Source organism: Micromonospora sp. NPDC048839 (assembly GCF_040649915.1).
Classification (GTDB): Bacteria; Actinomycetota; Actinomycetes; order Mycobacteriales; family Micromonosporaceae; genus Micromonospora.
Genome location: NZ_JBEZGL010000007.1, coordinates 215,788 through 234,218 on the forward strand (window position 1 = coordinate 215,788; position 18,431 = coordinate 234,218).

At 71.7% G+C, this 18,431-nt stretch carries 17 protein-coding genes; 8 read left to right on the top strand and 9 right to left on the bottom strand.

Annotated elements, in window-relative coordinates; translation table 11 throughout:
- Nucleotides 1–161 precede the first annotated feature (161 nt).
- Complete coding sequence (locus AB0C25_RS16210; RefSeq protein ID WP_357373768.1) at nt 162–1,085, bottom strand: DUF2269 family protein; 924 nt, start codon at nt 1,083–1,085, stop codon at nt 162–164.
- Nucleotides 1,086–1,375: 290 nt separating this feature from the next.
- On the opposite strand from AB0C25_RS16210, the gene AB0C25_RS16215 reads away from it, so the two are divergent.
- Nucleotides 1,376–2,686 (top strand): sensor domain-containing protein, encoded by a 1,311-nt coding sequence (locus AB0C25_RS16215; protein ID WP_357373770.1) that lies wholly within the window; start codon nt 1,376–1,378, stop codon nt 2,684–2,686.
- Nucleotides 2,674–3,333: a response regulator transcription factor gene (locus AB0C25_RS16220; RefSeq protein WP_357373773.1), complete on the top strand. Its 660-nt coding sequence runs from the start codon at nt 2,674–2,676 to the stop codon at nt 3,331–3,333. Before AB0C25_RS16215 ends, AB0C25_RS16220 begins: the two co-directional genes overlap by 13 nt.
- A gap of 27 nt (nt 3,334–3,360) precedes the next feature.
- Here the strand turns inward: AB0C25_RS16220 and AB0C25_RS16225 are convergent, their stop codons facing one another.
- From AB0C25_RS16225 to AB0C25_RS16235, 3 genes are all read right to left on the bottom strand, one after another.
- Nucleotides 3,361–3,780 carry an Asp23/Gls24 family envelope stress response protein gene (locus AB0C25_RS16225; RefSeq protein ID WP_357373775.1) on the bottom strand — a complete coding sequence of 140 codons (420 nt, stop codon included), beginning with the start codon at nt 3,778–3,780 and terminating at the stop codon, nt 3,361–3,363.
- Nucleotides 3,781–4,147: 367 nt separating this feature from the next.
- Nucleotides 4,148–5,152, bottom strand: a complete 1,005-nt coding sequence (meaB, locus tag AB0C25_RS16230) for a methylmalonyl Co-A mutase-associated GTPase MeaB (RefSeq protein ID WP_357373777.1) — start codon at nt 5,150–5,152, stop codon at nt 4,148–4,150.
- Nucleotides 5,153–5,207: 55 nt separating this feature from the next.
- A complete protein-coding gene (locus tag AB0C25_RS16235; RefSeq protein ID WP_357373779.1) occupies nt 5,208–6,407 on the bottom strand; it encodes an acetyl-CoA C-acetyltransferase in 1,200 nt (399 codons plus the stop codon).
- A 62-nt stretch (nt 6,408–6,469) separates the two neighbouring features.
- Here AB0C25_RS16235 and mce point away from each other — a divergent pair, with 62 nt between their 5' ends.
- The 4 genes from mce to AB0C25_RS16255 all read left to right on the top strand — a co-directional run bounded on the left by mce (nt 6,470) and on the right by AB0C25_RS16255 (nt 12,743).
- Nucleotides 6,470–6,946, top strand: coding sequence for a methylmalonyl-CoA epimerase (gene mce / locus AB0C25_RS16240; RefSeq protein ID WP_357373781.1), 477 nt, complete (start codon nt 6,470–6,472; stop codon nt 6,944–6,946).
- 492 nt (nt 6,947–7,438) lie between these two features.
- On the top strand, nt 7,439–8,794 hold the full coding sequence (gene ccrA / locus AB0C25_RS16245) for a crotonyl-CoA carboxylase/reductase (RefSeq protein ID WP_357373783.1): 1,356 nt from the start codon (nt 7,439–7,441) through the stop codon (nt 8,792–8,794).
- A gap of 313 nt (nt 8,795–9,107) precedes the next feature.
- A complete protein-coding gene (locus AB0C25_RS16250; protein WP_357373785.1) occupies nt 9,108–10,367 on the top strand; it encodes a DivIVA domain-containing protein in 1,260 nt (419 codons plus the stop codon).
- A gap of 177 nt (nt 10,368–10,544) precedes the next feature.
- A complete protein-coding gene (locus AB0C25_RS16255) occupies nt 10,545–12,743 on the top strand; it encodes a hypothetical protein (RefSeq protein WP_357373787.1) in 2,199 nt (732 codons plus the stop codon).
- 83 nt (nt 12,744–12,826) lie between these two features.
- Here the strand turns inward: AB0C25_RS16255 and AB0C25_RS16260 are convergent, their stop codons facing one another.
- Nucleotides 12,827–13,801, bottom strand: coding sequence for a hypothetical protein (locus AB0C25_RS16260; protein ID WP_357373789.1), 975 nt, complete (start codon nt 13,799–13,801; stop codon nt 12,827–12,829).
- A 135-nt stretch (nt 13,802–13,936) separates the two neighbouring features.
- Between AB0C25_RS16260 and AB0C25_RS16265 the strand changes: the two genes are divergently transcribed.
- Together AB0C25_RS16265 and AB0C25_RS16270 are read left to right on the top strand one after the other, a co-directional pair.
- Nucleotides 13,937–14,077, top strand: coding sequence for a hypothetical protein (locus AB0C25_RS16265; protein ID WP_357373791.1), 141 nt, complete (start codon nt 13,937–13,939; stop codon nt 14,075–14,077).
- Between the two features lie 240 nt (nt 14,078–14,317).
- Nucleotides 14,318–15,418 carry an AI-2E family transporter gene (locus AB0C25_RS16270; protein WP_357373793.1) on the top strand — a complete coding sequence of 367 codons (1,101 nt, stop codon included), beginning with the start codon at nt 14,318–14,320 and terminating at the stop codon, nt 15,416–15,418.
- Nucleotides 15,419–15,433: 15 nt separating this feature from the next.
- Here the strand turns inward: AB0C25_RS16270 and AB0C25_RS16275 are convergent, their stop codons facing one another.
- The 4 genes from AB0C25_RS16275 to AB0C25_RS16290 form a co-directional block, all read right to left on the bottom strand.
- Complete coding sequence (locus AB0C25_RS16275; protein ID WP_357373795.1) at nt 15,434–16,243, bottom strand: alpha/beta hydrolase; 810 nt, start codon at nt 16,241–16,243, stop codon at nt 15,434–15,436.
- Between the two features lie 165 nt (nt 16,244–16,408).
- A complete protein-coding gene (locus AB0C25_RS16280) occupies nt 16,409–16,738 on the bottom strand; it encodes an ATP/GTP-binding protein (protein WP_130404050.1) in 330 nt (109 codons plus the stop codon).
- Between the two features lie 11 nt (nt 16,739–16,749).
- Nucleotides 16,750–17,904: a hypothetical protein gene (locus AB0C25_RS16285; protein WP_357373797.1), complete on the bottom strand. Its 1,155-nt coding sequence runs from the start codon at nt 17,902–17,904 to the stop codon at nt 16,750–16,752.
- Nucleotides 17,901–18,395 (bottom strand): SigE family RNA polymerase sigma factor, encoded by a 495-nt coding sequence (locus AB0C25_RS16290; protein ID WP_357246294.1) that lies wholly within the window; start codon nt 18,393–18,395, stop codon nt 17,901–17,903. Before AB0C25_RS16290 ends, AB0C25_RS16285 begins: the two co-directional genes overlap by 4 nt.
- Nucleotides 18,396–18,431: the final 36 nt, after the last annotated feature.

Genomic DNA, 18,431 nt, shown 5'->3' on the forward strand with positions numbered 1-18,431 from the left:
CACGTCGAGTGTAGGGCCCACACCTGAACGATCGCTAAGTCCCGTCGTACCGACCGGTAACGTGAGCTGGCGGATGGCGTCGGAGAGCCAGGACCAACCGCGGGGCGCGCGACCGGGCGACGCACGGGTAGACGACGCCACAACAGCCGCACAGGCCGTGCTTACCCGATGCGGGAACCTCGGGTGTGACCTCGCGGATCGTGTCGAGCGGGCTGCGGCTCGCCGGCACCTGGAGCACCTGCCTGGCGCGGTCGACGGCGCTCCGCGCCACGGCGACGGCCGTATCGGGTCGGGCCGCCCGGCTTGTAGACCGACAGCAGCGTCGCGATCAGTCCGACCGCCGGACCCAGCGGCGTCAGCAGCGCCAGAGGCAGTCCGGCCTCGCCCCGGATCTCGGCCACCGGCCGGCCCGCCTCAACCAGTTCGTGCGCCCGCAGGGCCAGGTCCTGGAGGACCGCGCTGCCGACCAGCATGATCCCCAGCATCAGTACGAGTTTCGTCGCGACCCACCGACGCCGCCAGAGCCCCCACGGCGTGCCGGCCGCAAGTGCCACCCCGGTCAACAGGGCGAGTTGGTGGGCCGGGCCGAGAAACGTCTCGTCGACAAGCAGCATCATGGTGTACGCCGAGCGCAGGTATCCAAGGTCATCTGCACCGGCGGCAGCGATGGCCATGGTCGCCATCACGCTGATCACCCCCAGCCAGCCGACCGCGCTCGCGATGTGTGTTGCCAGCAGTGCCTTGCGGACCCGGGGCGAGACGAGCCGTTGCTGGTCGCGGGTCGCCCGCAGGTGCCGGTTGGCCGCCGGCAGGAAGATCAGGACCACCGCGGCCACCATCGCGCCCAGGCTCATCCAGTCGAACGCCACCGCCAGGGGCTGCCGGTCCCCCGGGTTGCCGACCATGCCGGGCAGCCTGAACACCACCGTGTTCGCGACGAGCGCGGTCAGGGTGACCCGACCCCACTGCCTCCCCCGCCGGGTCATGGTGGCAAGGAACAACAGCATCGAGCCGAGTTCCACCGGCCAGAAGATCCGGTGGGCCGGAGCACCGTCGAGCAGCTCGACGACCAGGCTGAACAGCATCAACGCCACCGCGGCGGCGATAGCCGAAGATGCCGCGACGAGCAGACGGGGAACTCGTGGCCCCGACTCCGGGGATGTCGCTGAGCGTTTCATCGTGTGATCTCCGTGCGGGAGGGGTGGGCAGGTTGGCACGGAACAAGCGTGTCGAGAAGAGCGCGTTCTGACTGCCGGGGCACCAGGCGAGATCGAGGTGGTGGTAGCACCCCCCAGCACTGGCAGGTTGCCCTCCTGTCGTGTCCGCCCAGTTCGCCATACGCTGGCCCACTGAGCTGCCCTGACCCGGGAGAGTGATGATCGAGCAGGCCACGGCGTGGCGATCGCGGCTGGGCCGGGAGGCGAGGGCGCTGGTCTCCACCGACATCTGGCGGCGAACCCTGCACCTCCTGGTGGTGACCCCTTGGGCGGTGGCGATGACCGTGCTCAGCGTTCTCGGGCTCATGCTCTCCGCGGCGCTCCTGCCCGTCCTGCTGCTCGGCGTGCCGACCTTCCTCGGCTACGGCACCGCGCTGCGCCGCTGCGCCCGCCTCGAAACGAGGTGGTGCCACCTGGTGCTCGGCGAACGGGTCCCGATGGCGCTGCGCGCACCCGCGGGCACCGGTTGGGCGCAGCGGGCCGGACACCTCGTGCTCGACCCGACTCTGTGGAGGGTCGCGGCGTACCACCTGCTCCGCCTGCCGCTGGCCCTCGGCACGGCGCTACTGACCCTGATCGCCTGGGGCGGCGGGGCCTGGCTGCTGGTCGCCGCCACGCATCCGCCGGCCTGGCCGTTCGCCGACACCCCGCTACCCCGTGGCAGCACCGCGCACGCCCTGCTGCACGGGCCGCTGCGACCGGTCACGGCGGCGCTACTGGTCACCGGCGGCGTGGCCCTGCTGATCGCCGCCCCGACGGTGGTCCGGGCGCTCACCCTGGTGCACGTCGCGTTCGCGAAGGCCATGCTCGGCTGGGCGTCGACCCGCCAACTCCGGGCCCGGGTTCAGGAGGTCGAGCGACGCCGCGCCGAGGTCGTCCGGGCCGCCGAGGCCGAACGCCGGCGCATCGAGCGCGACCTGCACGACGGCGCCCAGCAGCGCCTCATCCACCTCGTGCTGACCCTCGGTATGGTCCGCCACCAGTTCGCCGACGACCCGGTCCGCGCCGCGCCGCTGCTCGCCACCGCCCATCAGGAGGCCAAGCAGGCGATCATCGAGCTGCGCGACCTCACCCGTGGGCTGCACCCGCCGGTGCTCGCCGACCGGGGCCTGGACGCCGCGCTGTCCGCTTTGGCCGCCCGGTCGCCGGTGCCGGTCACGATCGACGTACGCCTCGACCGTCGACCGCCGCGACTCATCGAGTCCATCGCCTACTTCATGGTGGCCGAGGCACTGTCCAACACGGCCAAGCACGCCCAGGCCACTCGGGCTCAGATCCACCTGGCGGCCCGTCGCGACGCGCTGCTGATCCGGGTGACCGACGACGGCGTTGGCGGTGCCGACACGTCGAGCGGGTCCGGGCTGGCCGGGCTCGCCGAGCGTGCCCACGGCGTCGACGGCGACCTGACCGTGCACAGCCCAGCCGGCGGGCCGACGGTGCTCACCATGGAGTTGCCATGCGGGTGGTGATCGCCGAGGACTCGGCGCTGCTGCGCCAGGGCCTCACCCTGCTGCTCATGAGCAACGGACATGAGGTCGTCGAGGCGGTCGCCGACGCGGAGCAACTACTCCGGGCCGTTGCCGAGCACCGCCCCGACCTCGCGCTCCTCGACGTACGCATGCCGCCCACCCACACCGACGAGGGGCTCCGCGCCGCGCTTGTCATCCGGCGTCAGCAGCCCGACACCGCGGTGCTGGTGCTCTCGCAGTACGTCGAGGAGCGCTACGCCGCCGACCTGCTCGGCGGCGACCTGCACGGGGTCGGCTACCTGCTGAAGGACCGGGTCGGCGAGGTCGGCGAGTTCCTCGACGCGCTGACCCGGGTGGGTGCCGGCGGCACCGTGTTCGACCCGGAGGTCGTCCGTCAGATCCTCTCCCGTAGCCGCCGGGACAGTCCGCTGCGCAGGCTCGCCCCACGCGAGTTGGAGGTGCTCCACCTCATGGCCGAGGGCAGGTCGAACGCCGGCATCGCGGCGGAGCTGGTGATCACGGAACGGTCCGTCGAGAAGCACATCAACAGCATCTTCGGCAAACTGCACCTGCCGGTCACGAGCGGCGACAACCGGCGCGTGATCGCGGTACTGCGGTTTCTCGACAGCGGCGGACAGCGGCGGTGACCAAGCGCGCCCCGACGCACCGACGCCTCAGGCTCCGGCCGCCACTCCCGGCTGGTTCAGCTCGATGTCGTCCACGGTGACGTTGACCTGGGTGACCGTCAGGCCGTACTTCTCCACCGCCTCGATCACCGCGGTCCGCACCGCCTCGGTCACGTCGACCACGACGTGACCCGCGTCGATCACCAGGACCACGTTGATGACGGCCGAACTGCCCTTCACGTCGGCCGAGACACCCCGGCGAGCGTCGCCCACCTCGTCCAGGCCGACCTTGTCCAGCACGCTGTTGAAGAACCGGGCCACGTCACCGCCAAGATCGGCGACACCGGGCACCGAGCGAGCGGCCGCCCCGGCGATCTTCTCCACGACCTCGTCGGAGACCGACGTGACACCCCGGGCCGCGCCCGTCGCGGGCTGCGCTGCGCCGGCGTTCTCCACCGCGTCCGTCATGATCACATCTCCCCTGGTCCCGGTGCCCTGTGGACCGACCGATTCGTCAGCCCGCTCGCGTGGCCGACCGTGCGGCGGCCGTGCGCCGCGAGCCTACTAAAGCCGGAGCGACTTTCGCTTACAGGCAACCGAAAGCGCGGCGCCGCCGCGGCCTACTGGCGTGGCCTCCCGCGCGCTGGCGGTCCGCGGACCACCCAGCCCACTGATCAAACCGTCCACGATGGAACTGAGCCGACAGCGGCGGCAAGCGCGCCGCTCGGCGGGCTCAGCCGCGGCACGTCCTGAACCAGCGGCCGGGGAACTGCGGCTGGAGCCGCACGCGCGGGGGCGCCGCCGATCGTCGACTCCGCCCGCGGCACTCTCCGGTTCAGCGGGCGAGCTGGGCGAGCAGTTCGTCCGCCGCCCGGTAGGGGTCGATCGCGCCCTCGGCCACCTTGGCGGCGAGCGTGGCCAACTCCGTACCGTCGCGCAGTGAGCCGATCCGGGCGCGAAGGGTGCCGAGCGCGATCGCCTCGACCTCGGCGGCGGCCCGCGCCTCCTGGCGCCGGCGCAGCTCGCCGTGCTCGACGAGCCAACCCCGGTGCTTGTCGATCGCCGCCGCGATCTCCTCGATGCCCTCGCCGCGCGCGGCGACCGAGCGGACCACCTGCGGTCTCCACTGCCCCGGGCCACGCTCACCGAGGGCGATCATGCCCTGGATGTCGCGGACGGTGGCGTCGACGCCGTCCCGGTCGGCCTTGTTGACCACGAACACGTCGGCGATCTCCAGGATGCCGGCCTTGACCGCCTGGATCGCATCACCCATGCCGGGTGCGAGCAGCACCAGTGTGGTGTCGGCCAGCGAGGCCACCTCCACCTCGGCCTGCCCGACCCCGACGGTCTCCACCAGCACCACGTCACAGCCGGCGCCCTCCAGCACCCGGACCGCCTGCGGCGTCGCCGCGGCCAACCCGCCGAGGTGACCCCGGCTGGACATGGACCGGATGTAGACGCCCGGATCGGTGGCGTGGTCCTGCATCCGCACCCGGTCGCCGAGGATCGCTCCACCGGTGAACGGGCTGGACGGGTCGACCGCCAGCACGCCGACCCGATGCCCCTTCGCCCGCAGCGCGCGGACCAGCTCGTTCGTGGTGGTCGATTTGCCCACCCCGGGCGAACCGGTCAGCCCGACGACCTGGGCCTGCCCGGCGTACGGCGCCAGCGCGGCGGCGATCGCCGGCAGCAGCGAGTCGCCGTTCTCCACGAGTGTGATCAGCCGGGCCACCGCGCGGGGGTCACCCGCGCGGGCCCGTTCGACAAGCATCGGTACGTCCCGGGTGCGGCGCACCGACGTGGTGCCCGTGGACGGGACGTGCTCCGCCGCGTCGCTCACCGCACCACCCTTGGACGCGACCGCGGCGCTCGCAGAACCGGCTCACGTCGCGCGCTCACTGGTCCACCGCAGCCTTGCCCGGCACGTGGATGATCAGCGCGTCGCCCTGGCCGCCGCCACCGCAGAGCGCCGCCGCGCCGGTGCCGCCACCGCGCCGCTTCAGCTCCAGAGCGAGGGTGAGGACGAGACGAGCGCCGGACATGCCGATCGGGTGCCCCAGCGCGATGGCGCCGCCGTTGACGTTGACCCTGTCCGGGCTGATGCCGAGGTCCCGGGTGGACTGCACGCCGACCTGCGCGAACGCCTCGTTAATCTCGATCAGGTCCAGGTCGGCGACGCTCAGGCCACCCTTCTTCAACGCGTGGTTGATCGCGTTGGACGGCTGCGAGTGCAGGGAGTTGTCCGGGCCGGCCACGTTGCCGTGCGCACCGATCTCGGCCAGCCAGGTCAGCCCCAGCTCAGTGGCCTTGGCCTTGCTCATGACGAGCACGGCAGCGGCGCCGTCGGAGATCGGCGACGAGCTGCCGGCGGTGATGGTGCCGTCCTTGGCGAAGGCGGGGCGCAGCCTGGCCAGCGACTCGACGGTCGTGTCCGGGCGGATGCCCTCGTCCTCGCTGATCACCAGCGGGTCACCCTTGCGCTGCGGGATGACCACCGGGGCGATCTCGTCGGCGAAGTGGCCGTTCTTCTGCGCGGCGGCGGCCCGCTGGTGGCTGGCGGCGGCGAACGCGTCCTGCTCCTCGCGGGTGATGCCGTGCCGGGCACCGAGGCGCTCGGTCGACTCGCCCATCGAGCAGCAGTCCCAGGCGTCGCTGAGCCCGTCGTGCGCCATGTGGTCCTTGACCACCACGTCGCCGTACTTGTAGCCGGTGCGCTGACCCATCAGCAGGTGCGGGGCGTTGGTCATCGACTCCATGCCGCCGGCCACCACGATGTCGAACTCGCCGGCACGGATCAGCTGGTCGGCCAGGGCGATCGCGTCCAGGCCGGAGAGGCAGACCTTGTTGATGGTCAGCGCCGGCACCGACATCGGCACGCCGGCCTCGACCGCGGCCTGCCGCGCCGGGATCTGACCGGCGCCGGCCTGCAGCACCTGGCCCATGATCACGTACTGGACCTGGTCGGGGCTGACCCCGGCCCGCTCCAGCGCGGCCTTGATGGCGATCCCGCCCAGCTTCGTGGCCGAAAGGTCCTTGAGGTTGCCCAGCAGCCGGCCCATCGGGGTCCGCGCGCCGCTGACGATCACCGAAGCCATGCCTGCCTCCGAGGGGGGTGCCGAGCTGTACGCCTTAACGATTGTTCGGTCAGACTAGCGCCATGACCGAGAACTCCTCCGCCGAGCCCGGTGCCGACTCCGTCACAGACATCGGGCTTCGCAAGATCGACCACGTCGGGATCGCCGTGGCCGACCTGGACGCCGCCATCGACTTCTACCAGCGGACGTTCGGGATGCGCTGTGTGCACGTCGAGACCAACGCCGAGCAGGGCGTGCGGGAGGCGATGCTGGCCGTCGGGCCGACCACCGAGGGTGGCTGCGTGCAACTGCTCGCCCCGCTCACCCCGGAGTCGACGATCGCCAAGTTCCTGGACCGCAACGGTCCGGGGGTGCAGCAGGTCGCGTACACGGTGGTGGACATCGACGCGGCGTGCGCGGCGCTGCGCGCGCGCGGGATGCGGCTGCTCTACGACACACCGCGGCGCGGCACCGCGGACAGCCGGATCAACTTCGTCCACCCGAAGGACGCCGGTGGCGTCCTCGTCGAACTGGTCCAACCAGCCCTCACCGCCCACTGACCCCGCGCCGGCGCGTCCCCGCGCTCACGCCCGCCGCGCCCGCACCCCGCCCGCGCCGCCGCCAGGCCGCGCCTCGCCGGCGCCGCGCCCGCCGCCGTACCCCGCCCACGCCACCGCCGCACCCCGCCCGCGCCAGCAAGATCCGCGCAACTTCGGGGATGTTGCTGCCTCCACCGAACGTGAGGCAGCAACATCCCCGAAGTTGTCGCCCTCCGCGCGGCCCGCGCGCCTCCGCGCGCCACGTGCCCCCCCGCGCGCCACGTGCGCGCACGTCAGTGCGCGGTTGGTGGGGCGGCCGGACACCTTCACGCATCGGCGGATGCAGTTTTTCACAGAGGACTTCCCGGTCTAGCTACCGTTCAGTAACGTCCGGCCCCACCGGAGCGCGACCGGGGTCGGATGTGTCGAATGCCGACATGGCGGTCGTGACCCACCGGCGCCGACGATGGCAGCACCCGGGCCCGTGCGGGTGCGGACGAACCGGAGGTCACCGTGCAGGACATCCTCGAAGCGATCATGGCGGCGGAGGAATCGAACGATCCGGACCGCGAACTCGCCGGCGTCGCCGGGCTGCCCGTACCGGAGAGTTACCGAGGCGTCGTGGTCCGCGCCGAGGAGGCCCGGATGTTCGACGGCATGCCCACCCGGGACAAGGACCCGCGCAAGGCGCTGCACGTGCAGGAGGTGCCGACGCCGGAGCTGGCGCCGGGCGAGGCGCTGATCGCTGTGATGGCCAGCGCGATCAACTACAACACGGTGTGGACCAGCATCTTCGAGCCGCTGCCCACCTTCAAGTTCCTGGAGCGCTACGGCCGGGTCTCCGAGCTGACCCGCCGACACGACCTGCCGTACCACGTGGTCGGCTCGGACGCGGCGGGCGTGGTGCTGCGCACCGGCCCCGGGGTGACCCGCTGGGCCCCCGGCGACGAGGTGGTCGCGCACTGCCTCTCCGTCGAGTTGGAGGACGCGGCCGGGCACGACGACACCATGCTCGACCCGCAGCAGCGGATCTGGGGCTTCGAGACCAACTTCGGTGGGCTGGCCGAGCTGGCGGTGGTCAAGGCCAACCAGCTGATGCCCAAGCCACGGCACCTGAGCTGGGAGGAGGCGGCCAGCCCCGGGCTGGTCAACTCCACCGCGTACCGACAGCTCGTCTCGCATCACGGGGCCAACATGAAGCAGGGCGACGTGGTGTTGATCTGGGGCGCCTCCGGCGGCCTCGGCGGGTACGCCACCCAGATGGCACTCAACGGTGGCGCGATCCCGGTATGCGTCGTCTCCTCGCCGGAGAAGGCCGAGCTGTGCCGCCGGATGGGTGCGGACCTGGTCATCGACCGGGCGGCGGAGGGCTTCCGCTTCTGGAAGGACGAGGAGACCCAGGACCCAGACGAGTGGAAGCGCTTCGGCGAGCGGATCCGTGAGCTGACCGCCGGCGAGGACCCGGACATCGTCTTCGAACACCCGGGTCGGGAGACGTTCGGCGCCAGCGTCTACGTGGCCCGGCGCGGTGGGACCATCGTCACCTGCGCCTCCACGAGTGGTTTCCAGCACCAGTACGACAACCGTTACCTCTGGATGCACCTCAAGCGGATCGTCGGCAGCCACTTCGCCAACTACCACGAGGCGTGGCAGGCCAATCGTCTGGTCGCGCTCGGCAAGGTGCACCCGACGGTGTCCCGGACCTACGCTCTGGAGCAGACCGGCCAGGCCGCGTACGAGGTGCACCGCAACGCCCACCAGGGCAAGGTCGGGGTGCGTTGCCTCGCACCCGAGGACGGTCTGGGCGTACGCGACGGGGAGCTGCGGGCCCGGCACGAGGAGGCGATCAACCGCTTCCGGGGGCACTGACCGGCACCGCCGGCCCGGAGCGCTGACCGGCACCGCCGGCCGGACGGATGAAGGCTCGATGGCCAATGCGCTGATCGGACATTGTTCTTCCGCTCCCATTAGCGGAAAACCCGCCCGGATCGAACAAAGGGCCTCGGGGTAACCCCGGGGCCCTTTTCCGCGTCACGCTCCGTGGCGTCCGACCCGCCCGGGACCTGCCAAGATCGGCGATTGGTCCCGCTCCGCCGATGGCGGGAGTTGACCATGTAAAGAGGCCACGAAAGCTGCGCACCGCTCTTGCGAAGCACCCTGGGGCGTCTGCCAGTATGTCCCAATGCCCCAGCAGCAGTCCTCCCCTCTCGCGTTCTTCGATAACGCGAACTCGCAGCCAGACTTCACCGTCGGCCTGCGCGGTTACAACACTCACCAGGTCGATGACTTCCTCGGCCGGATGACCGCCGCGCTGACCCAGTCCGAGCAGGCCCGTGCCGAGGCCGAGCAGCGGATGAACGACGCCCAGCGTCGGCTCCGCCAAGCCGAACAGCGCATGAGTGCGCTGGAGCAGAAGCTCACCGACACGAACAAGCAGCTCGAAGAGAACAGCCGGCCCACCCTCTCCGGCCTGGGCACCCGCGTCGAGCAGATCCTCCGGCTCGCCGAGGAGCAGGCGAACGACCACCGCAACGAGGCGAAGCGCGAGTCGGAGGGCATCCTCTCCGCCGCCCGCCTCGAGGCCCGCGAGATCACCGACAAGGCGCGTGCCGAGGCCGCGGCCATGAAGGCCAGCGCCGAGCGCGAGGCGGGCAACCTGCGCACGGCCGCCGAGCGCGAGGCCGCCGAGGTCCGGGTGCAGGCCCGCCGTGAGGCTGACACGCTGCGCGCGGACGCCGACCGCGAGACCAAGCAGCTGCGTACCGTGACGGCGCACGAGGTCGCCGAGCTGAAGTCGACAGTCGAGCGGGAGGTGGCCACCCTCCGGGCCACCGCCGAGCGGGAGATCACCCAGCAGCGGGCGAAGGCCGCCCGCGAGGCTGAGGAGAAGCGCGCCGAGGCGACCAAGCTGCTGACCGACGCGCGGGACAAGCGCGACAAGGACCTTCAGGCTCTGGAGCTCCAGCTGGCCGAGCGGCGGGAGAAGTCCGAGCGCGAGGAGTCCGAGCGGCACGCCGCCCAGGTCGCGCAGACCCAGAAGATGGTCAGCGAGGCCGAGCAGCGTGCTCGGGCCGCGCAGGAGCGGGCGAAGGAGATCGAGCAGCGCGCCGAGGCCCGCCGGGTCGAGTCGGAGCGCAACGCCGCCGAGACGGTGGACAAGGCAAAGGCGCACTCCGAGAAGACCCTCAACGAGGCCAAGGCCGAGTCGCAGCGTCTGCTCTCCGAGGCCCGTACCGAGGCGGAGCTGACCACGCAGGCCGCCCGCCGCGAGGTCGAGGACCTCACCCGGCAGAAGGACGCGGTCACCTCGCAGCTGGGCCAGATGCTCTCCGGGCTCGCTGGCATCGTTCCGGGGATGCCCGCTGCCGCCCCGGCGGCCAAGCCGGAAGCCAAGAAGACCGACGGCGGTCAGGAGCGGGTGCCGGCGGAGACCGCCGGCTGACGCGAGGCGTCAGGTCGGGGCATCGACGGCGCGAGGTGACACCGGGTAACCGGTGCAACCTCGCGCCGTATGCGTTTCCCAGCCGGTGGTATCCCTTGCCCGCAACGGAGTGAAGTAGGTCGCACAAGGCGCGTCCGTATCGCCCCAGCAGGCCCTGTTGCGTGTGAGGATGGGGGCATGTCGCACGGCGAGGAACTGTTCGCTCTCGGCGGGGACGTGACGACGGAGCCCAGCTTCGAGTCCGCTCTGCGGGGGTACGAGAAGAAACAGGTTGATCGGTATGTCGCGCGTGCCGAGCACGAGATCGCGACCCTCGCCTCGGAACGGGAACAGGCGTATACACAGATCCACAAGCTGGCCGGCCAGGTCGAGGTGCTCCAGCGTGACCTGACGCAGGTCCGCAAGCAGATGAACGTGGTCGACCGGGCCTCGTTCCGCCACCTCGGCCCACGGGTCGAGTCGATCCTCACGCTCGCGGAGGAGCAGGCCGAGCAGATCTTGTCCGATGCGAACGTGGAGATCGAGGCCCGTCGCGCCGCGGCCGAGCACATCATCGAGGAGGCCCGCCAGCAGGCCGCGCGGGCCCTGAAGGACTTCGAGATCGCCCTCGCCGCGCGCCGCTCCGAGGAGGAGCGGCACAGCGCCGCCCGACGGGCCGAGGCCGAGGCCACGCTGCGGTCCGCCAAGGACGAGTCGGCGCAGTTGCGCAAGGCGGCGCAGGACGCGCTGGCGAAGGCCCAGCAGGAGGCCACCCAGCTGCGGGACACCGCCAAGGAGATCCACGCACGCGCCCAACAGGAGTCGACCAAGCTGCGCGAGACGGCCCGGGAGACATTGGCGAACGCCCAGCAGGAGGCCAGCGACCTGCGCGGGGCCGCCAAAGAGGTGCACGCCAAGGCCCTCCAGGAGGCCAAGCGGCTCACCGACACCGCGACCGAAGCCGGCCGGGCCAGCCACGCCAAGGCCCAGCAGGAGGCAAAGCAGATCATCGACGACGCGTCGATGGCCGGGCGCTCCACCCGCGCCAAGGCGCTGCAGGAGGCGGAGCGGCTGACCACGCAGGCCACCGAGGCGGCCAAGCGCAGCCGTGCCGAGACCGAGGCGTACGTGCAGCGGATGCGCACCGAGACCGAGGCGTACGTGCAGCACACCCGGGCGCAGACCCAGCAGGAGCTGGGCGCCTGGCGGGCCGGGGTGGAGCAGGAGGTCAACTCGCGTCGCGAGGCGGCCGACCGGGAGTTGGCGCAGCGTCGGTCCACTGCCGAGCAGGAGTTCGCCAAGCGCCGCGACGAGCTGGACAAGCAGCACACGTCCCGCCAGCAGGAGCTGGAAACCGGGTTCGCCAGCCGTCAGCAGGAGTTGGAGGGGGGTTTCACCACCCGCCGCGACGAGTTGGAAACCGAGTACACGGGACGCAAGAACGAGCTGGAGACCGGGTACACGAGCCGCCGGGATCAGCTGGAGACCGAATACTCCACGCGCAAGAACGAGATCGAGCAGGGCGCGGCCGGGATTCGCCAGGCGGCCGAGCAGGACGCGGCGGCTCTCCGCCAGCGGTCCGAGGCGGAGGCCGCCGAACTGCTGAGCCGGGCCGAGACCGAGGCCGGCGGCAAGCGCCGCGAGGCCGACGAGCACGTCGCGGCCTCCCGTCGGCAGTTCGAGGAGTACGCGGCCACCACCCAGCAGCACCTGGCCACCACTCAGCAGCACCTGGCGGCCACGCAGCAGGAGTCCGCGGCGGGCCGACAGCAGCTCGCCCAGGTGATGCTGGAGATCGCCCAGGCTCAGCAGCAGCTCGCCGACCTGCGCCAGGAGACCTGGAAGTCTCGGCAGGAGTCGGACGAGCTACAGCGGCAGATGACCGAGGTGCGGTTGCAGAGCGTAGCGGGTCCGATCGATGGTCCGACCACGCCGGCCGCCGGTGACGGTGCGAGCCGAGGCGCGGCCGACGACGGTGACCAGGGCGCGACGGTCTCCGGCGCGGCCACCACCGACGCCGGCACGTCGCCGGGGTCCGGTGCGGCCACCGGCCTCAAGACCGAGCCCGCCGACACCCGGCAGCCGGCGAACGCCGGTGCCGAGAGCAACGGGCAGTCCACGACCCGACCGATGGCCGAACCGGCGAACGCCGGTGCCGAGAGCAACGGGCAGTCCACGACTCGGCCGGTGGCCGAGCCGGTGACCACGGTCGACGGAGGCGCGGCCAGCGCCGGGGTGGACGGGGAGCCGACCGTGGCCGCCGTTCCGGGCGAGGGTGGCCGGGGCGCCAAGCCGACCAAGATCACCAGCACCGGTGAGAACGGCAAGCGACCCAGCAAGCCGACCACCGACGAGCGCAGCGCCAAGCCCAGCAAGGTCACCATCGAGAAGGACTGACGGGTACGCCGCCAGCGCTGACTCGTGTGCGCGCCGAGATCTTGGACAGTTTCCGTCACGCGTTGACGGAAACTGTCCAAGATTCAGATGTGCGTCGGATGACGCTGGGATGGGCTGGGGATCCAGCCGGCAGCGACAAGGGCCCGCCGGACGGTGCCGGCGACCTCATCGGGGCGGGCACGGACCAGCCAGGCCGGAAAGCGCAGGATCCGGTCGCCGCTGGTCCAGACATCGTTCTGCCGACGCATGTCGTCCGCCCACTGCCGGGCGTCCATGTGGTGCGCGCCGTCGATCTCGACCTGCACCCGCCACTGCCGCCAGTACGCGTCCAGCCAGCGGTTGCGGCCCGCCGCGTCGACCCGATACTCCTGAAGATCAGGTACGGGCAGCCGGTGCCGGCGGCAGAGGCGCAGGAAGTCGATCTCGGAGAGCGCCTGCGCGCCGCCGGCGATGTCACCGACGGTCTGTTGGATCAGGTGCCGGCGGGGCGCTCGCGGGAGGACGTCGAGCACGGTCCGCAACTCCTCGGGAAGCACCCGCCGCTGCTGACATCCGGCCGCCAGCATCCCCTGCGCCTCCTCCACTCCGACTGCCCAGCCCGCCGCGTCGACGAGTGCTCTGGCCGTCGTGGTGCGCGGTGGACGGGCGAGTTGCCGGTGCGAGTCCGGCAGCACCGACGTGCGGTGCACCAGCACTGCGGGCATGTCGATGGGGAGGCGACGCAGCGAGGTCCGTGCGGCACGGCGGGCGGCCGGCACCAGCACGTGCAGTGGCTCACGGCGCAGCCCGCGTACCCCGGCTTCGGTGGCGGCGGTTACCCCGGCCAGCATCGCGCCTGGTCCGGCAGCCAGCACCGCGACCCAGAGCTGTTGGTCGCGGCTCAGGCGACCGTTGCCGGTCAGCAGGATCCCGCGGCAGATCGACCGCCAGCGGCCGGAGCGGATTCGCCCACGGACTGCCCCCTCGCTGAGGAGGCTGGAGACCTGCGCGGTCGTCAGCACGCCTGCCTGCTCGAAGGCGAGCCAGTCGAGCGCGTCGGCGTCATCGGGAGGCAGCATCCGAACAGCGTTCACCGCCGCGAGGCCGCCACACCACCAGATCTTGGACAGTTTCCGTCAGCGCGTAACGGAAACTGTCCAAGATCTGCACGTGAGCGGGGTCTGAAGGGTGCTGACGGTGGTTGGGTGGGGCACATGGAGCGCCAGATTGACGGTCTCGTGGTCGATGGTGACCATGAGGTGGCTACGCTGCTGACGCGCTGGGAGATGATCACAAACGTCCGCCGGCAGTCGATCGGACTGATGGAGGAACCTCCGCGTGGCGGTCGTTCGTGACCACCACCCGTCATCCCACCGCCCGAGTCGGGAGGTCTCTTGGTGCCGCAGCACGACCCGTCCGGCGACGACCCGGACGTGACCCCGGGGCCACCGCCAGCGAAAAACCCGCCGGCTGAGACGCCACCGTCTGCGAAGACGCCACCACCTGCGGAGACGCCACCGTCTGCGAAGACGCCGCCACCTGCGGAGACGCCGCCACCTGCGGAGACGCCGCCACCTGCGGAGACGCCGCCGCCGGTGCCGGTTCCCGCTCCGGGAATCGACCCGGACGAGCCACCGGCGGTCCCGTCCGGAAAGTTCGGCACACCGGGGCGTCCGCTGCGCCGCAGCAGCTTCCTGATCGGGTTCACCGGGGCGTTGGGCGTGCTGCTGGCGTACACCCTCTATCTGGGGATTCGCAATGCCGGCGGCATCCTGGTGCTGGTGGTGATCGCGCTCTTCCTGGCGGTCGGCCTCAACCCGGCGGTGGTCCGGCTTCGCCGCTGGGGCGTGCCGCACGGCCTGGCGGTGGCGGCTGTCGCGTTGACCGTGGTGCTGCTGCTCTGCGGCGGCGTGGTCGCGCTGGTTCCGCCGATCGTGACGCAGTCGGGGCAGTTCATCGACCAGATCCCGAACCTGCTCGACGAGTTGCGCCGCAATCCGACGGTCAATGACCTGGTGGAGCGGTACGACGTGGTGGAGCGCGTGCAGGGCGCGGCCAACGCGCAGACCGTCGGCCGGGCGCTCGGCGGGGTGCTGGGCGGCGCACAACTGATCTTCGGCACGGTGTTCCGGACGCTGACGGTGCTGGTGCTGACGATCTACTTCCTGGCCTACTTCAACAAGCTGCGCGCCCTCGGCTACTCGTTGGTGCCCCGGTCGCGGCGGGAGCGGGTGCAGCTGATCGGCGACGAGATCCTGGCCAAGGTCGGGGCCTACATGGTCGGCGCGCTGAGCATCGCGGTGCTGGCCGGCGCGACCACCTTTGTCTTCGCGCTGATCGTCGGGCTGCCGTACCCGTTCGCGCTGGCCGTGGTGGTGGCGGTGACCGACCTGATCCCGCAGATCGGCGCCACCCTGGGCGCGGTGATCGTGAGCCTGGTCGGCTTCGCCGCCGACCTGCCCACCGGCATCGCCTGCGCGGTCTTCTTCCTCATCTACCAGCAGGTGGAGAACTACCTGATCTACCCGAAGGTGATGCGGCGCTCGGTGGAGGTCAACGAGGTGGCCGCCCTGCTGGCCGCGCTGCTGGGCGTGGCGCTGCTGGGTGTGGTGGGCGCGCTGATCGCCATCCCCACGGTGGCCGCGCTGCAACTGATCCTGCGCGAGGTGGTGCTGCCCCGCCAGGAGACCCGCTGACGCACGGCGAGGGGGTCAGCCGGCCTGACCGGCGGCCGGGCCGGGGACGGGCGTGTCGGCGAACGAGGCCACCGTCCGGTCGGCGTACGCGCTGACGTCGCCGGCCTCCATCGGCCCGTCCCAGGTCGTCGGGAGCGGCACCTCGACGGCCGGGTTGACCCGTCGGACGATCTCGTCGAGCACCGTCTCCGCGTCGCCCACCCAGAGGTGCTTGGCACCCGACACGCCGACGACCTCGGCCTGCGGCACGGCGGCGAACTGCTCCCGCGCCTCGGTCGGACGCAGGTAGTCGTCGAACTCGGGCACCAGCGCCGTCAGCGGGCGACCCGAGGCGGCCCAGGTGGCCAGGTCGTCGGGTGTCGAGAAGCGGAGCGGCGGGGAGAGCAGGATCGCCCCGGTGACAGCGGGGTCGCAGCCGTACTTCAGGGCCAGGTCGGTGCCGAACGACCAGCCGACGAGCCAGATGTCGGGCAGCTCGGCGAACTCCGCGTACTCGATGGCGGCGGCCACGTCGTACCGCTCCCCCACCGCGCCGTCGAAGGTGCCCTCGCTGGTGCCGCGCAGGCTGCTGGTGCCCCGGGTGTTGAACCGCAGCACGGCCAGGTCGGCCAGGGCGGGCAACCGCCAGGCCGCCTTACGGAAGACGTGGCTGTCCATCATCCCGCCGTGGGTGGGCAGCGGGTGCAGGCAGACCAGGGTGGCCACCGGCGGCCGGTCGGCGGGCAGGGCCAACTCGCCGACCAGCCGCAGACCGTCGGCGGTGTGCAGCTCGATGTCCTCCCGGCGGCCGGGCAGGATCGACGACGCGCGGATCGCTGTGCTCACCGCCCAAGTGTGTCGTGAAGTCACCGCCGCCGCCCGTCCAGGCACGAACAGCGTGATCCAGGTCGCTGAGCCGTGGCGCGGGGACCCCGGCCCCGGTCGCTGAGCCGCAGCCCGGGGTGCCCCGGCCGGATCGGTCGGTAGCGCGGGGCACCCCGGCCGGGTCGGTCAGTAGCGCGGGGTGCCGCGGCCTCGTTGCACCGCCGGGCCGCGCCGGTCCCGGGCTCGCCAGCAGCCGCTGTGCCAGTGCCGCCGGTCGGTCAGGTCCCCCAGGCCGTCGGCCGGCCAGGCCACCAGGTGCGCCACCCCCGGCCGGATCTCCTGGTCACAGCCGGGGCATCGGTACGTCTTGACGGACGCCCCCGCGCCGATCCCGCGTACCTGCCAGGCGCCGTCGGTCCACTGCTGCACCGAGGCGACACCCTGCCGGACCCGATCGGCGTCCAGGTTGGCGTTGTCGTCCCGGCGAGGGCGATTGCGACGGGGGCTCACAGTCACCAAGGTTACGGTCACTTCCAGCTGGCCGGCTCGCCAAGGTCGTCGGCGACCCGGAGCCCGCCGATAACCGTGCTGACCTCGGCGTCCGTGGGCGAGCGCTCCCAGCGGTTCTCGTGCCCCATGGACAGCAGGGTGTTCGGAATGCCGAGCACGTGCCAGAAGTCGCCCATGTCGAACACCGGCCGGCCGGCGATCTCGCGGTTGGCCTTGGACCGGTCGGGCGAGGAGGGACGGGGTGAGTAGAAGAGCCGCACCGGCAGGGTGGCCGCGCCCTGGAGGGCGACCGTCAGCGCCGCTTCGGTGTGGTCCGAATCCGTGACGGGCATCTGGGTCGGCGTGGTGGTTCCCGCCACGTTCACGATGCGGGGCCAGAACAGCTGACGCACCGCCACCTCGCACGCGCTGATCCGGGCACCTGGCGGCAAAGCGGTCAGTCGGATCGGCGCGACACAGTGGCGGGCTTCGTCGAACCGAAGTGCCGCGGCCGCTCGTTGGATGTCGGCGCTGGTCTCGCCGAGAGTCGCGACCCGGACGTACAGGCCCGGGACGGGCTGCCAGCGCAGCACCCACCCCTTCGCGACCCGGTCGAGCTGACGGATCACCCCGTTGTACCGCGATGCGGCGTCGACGCCCGGGCCGGGCGAGGCAAGATCCTTCTCGCTGTCGGCGGCGTAGGCGTTGTCGGGGCCGATGTCAAAAAGCTGGCTCGGGTCACCGGTCTCGGCCGTCCGTGGGTCGGCAGCAACGATCACCAGAGCCTGCACACCGCCACCCAGATCCAGCCGCATGCTCTCGACCCGGGCCGCGGAGCGCCAGGCGACCGGTTTCGCGGCCGACGGGTCGACCCCGAAGTGCAGCAGCTGAGGGTCCGAGCCGACCAGGGCGGGGCTCGCCGCCGCCCCGGGAATCCCCGGTGCCCGGGGTGGCGTGACCACGACCAGGCTGGGCGTGACGGCCGGCTGTGGCGGCGCGGCCGACGGCGTGCGGAGGGCCACACCGGCCCCGAGCAGCATCGCGACGCCGAGCCCTGCCCCGATGGCGGCACGCCGTCGCCGCCGACGGGTTCGTCCCCCGTGCACCGCCGCCGTCAGCAGGCTGTCGGTGTCCACGGGTCCGTCGGCCTGCTCCCGGAGTACCCGTGCGATCCGCTCGTCGAGGTTGGTCACGGCCGGCTCCCGTTCGTCGTGGGAACGCCGTGGCGCTCCCGCAGCTGGCTGAGCGCCCGCATCGCGTGGGTGCGGACGGTGACCGGGGAACAGCCGAGAATCTGGGCGATCGTCGCGTCGTCGAGGTCCTCGTAGTAGCGCAGCACGAGCACCGCACGCTGCCGGTCGGGCAGGCCGAGGATCAGCCGCCACATCTCGTCCCGGTCGGCCGCGTCACCGCCCAGGTCCCCGCGCCCCGGCCGGTCGGCGAACTCGGCAGTGGCCAACTCCCGGCTGGATCGGCGACGCCACCAGGAGGTGTTGGCGTTGACGAGCATCCGGCGCACGTAGACGTCCGGATGGTCGGCACGGGCGATCTTCCGCCAGTGCACGTACGCGCGCGCCAACACGTCCTGGGTGAGGTCCTCGGCCCGGTGCTCGTCACCGGTCAGCAGCCGGGCCAGCCGGACGAGCGCCGGCCCGCGACTGCTGACGTATTCCTCGAAGGTCACACCACTGAGACGCCGTCACCGGCGCCCACTGTTGAC

What these genes read in the sequence shown, in the direction of transcription:
- AB0C25_RS16225 (WP_357373775.1), bottom strand. Translation starts at nt 3,780, where the DNA reads ATGACGGACGCGGTGGAGAACGCCGGCGCAGCGCAGCCCGCGACGGGC.
- AB0C25_RS16235 (WP_357373779.1), bottom strand. Translation starts at nt 6,407, where the DNA reads ATGGCTTCGGTGATCGTCAGCGGCGCGCGGACCCCGATGGGCCGGCTG.
- AB0C25_RS16260 (WP_357373789.1), bottom strand. Translation starts at nt 13,801, where the DNA reads ATGCTGCCTCCCGATGACGCCGACGCGCTCGACTGGCTCGCCTTCGAG.
- AB0C25_RS16220 (WP_357373773.1), top strand. Translation starts at nt 2,674, where the DNA reads ATGCGGGTGGTGATCGCCGAGGACTCGGCGCTGCTGCGCCAGGGCCTC.
- mce (WP_357373781.1), top strand. Translation starts at nt 6,470, where the DNA reads ATGACCGAGAACTCCTCCGCCGAGCCCGGTGCCGACTCCGTCACAGAC.
- AB0C25_RS16210 (WP_357373768.1), bottom strand. Translation starts at nt 1,085, where the DNA reads ATGCTGTTCAGCCTGGTCGTCGAGCTGCTCGACGGTGCTCCGGCCCAC.
- AB0C25_RS16255 (WP_357373787.1), top strand. Translation starts at nt 10,545, where the DNA reads ATGTCGCACGGCGAGGAACTGTTCGCTCTCGGCGGGGACGTGACGACG.
- AB0C25_RS16250 (WP_357373785.1), top strand. Translation starts at nt 9,108, where the DNA reads ATGCCCCAGCAGCAGTCCTCCCCTCTCGCGTTCTTCGATAACGCGAAC.
- AB0C25_RS16215 (WP_357373770.1), top strand. Translation starts at nt 1,376, where the DNA reads ATGATCGAGCAGGCCACGGCGTGGCGATCGCGGCTGGGCCGGGAGGCG.
- AB0C25_RS16265 (WP_357373791.1), top strand. Translation starts at nt 13,937, where the DNA reads ATGGAGCGCCAGATTGACGGTCTCGTGGTCGATGGTGACCATGAGGTG.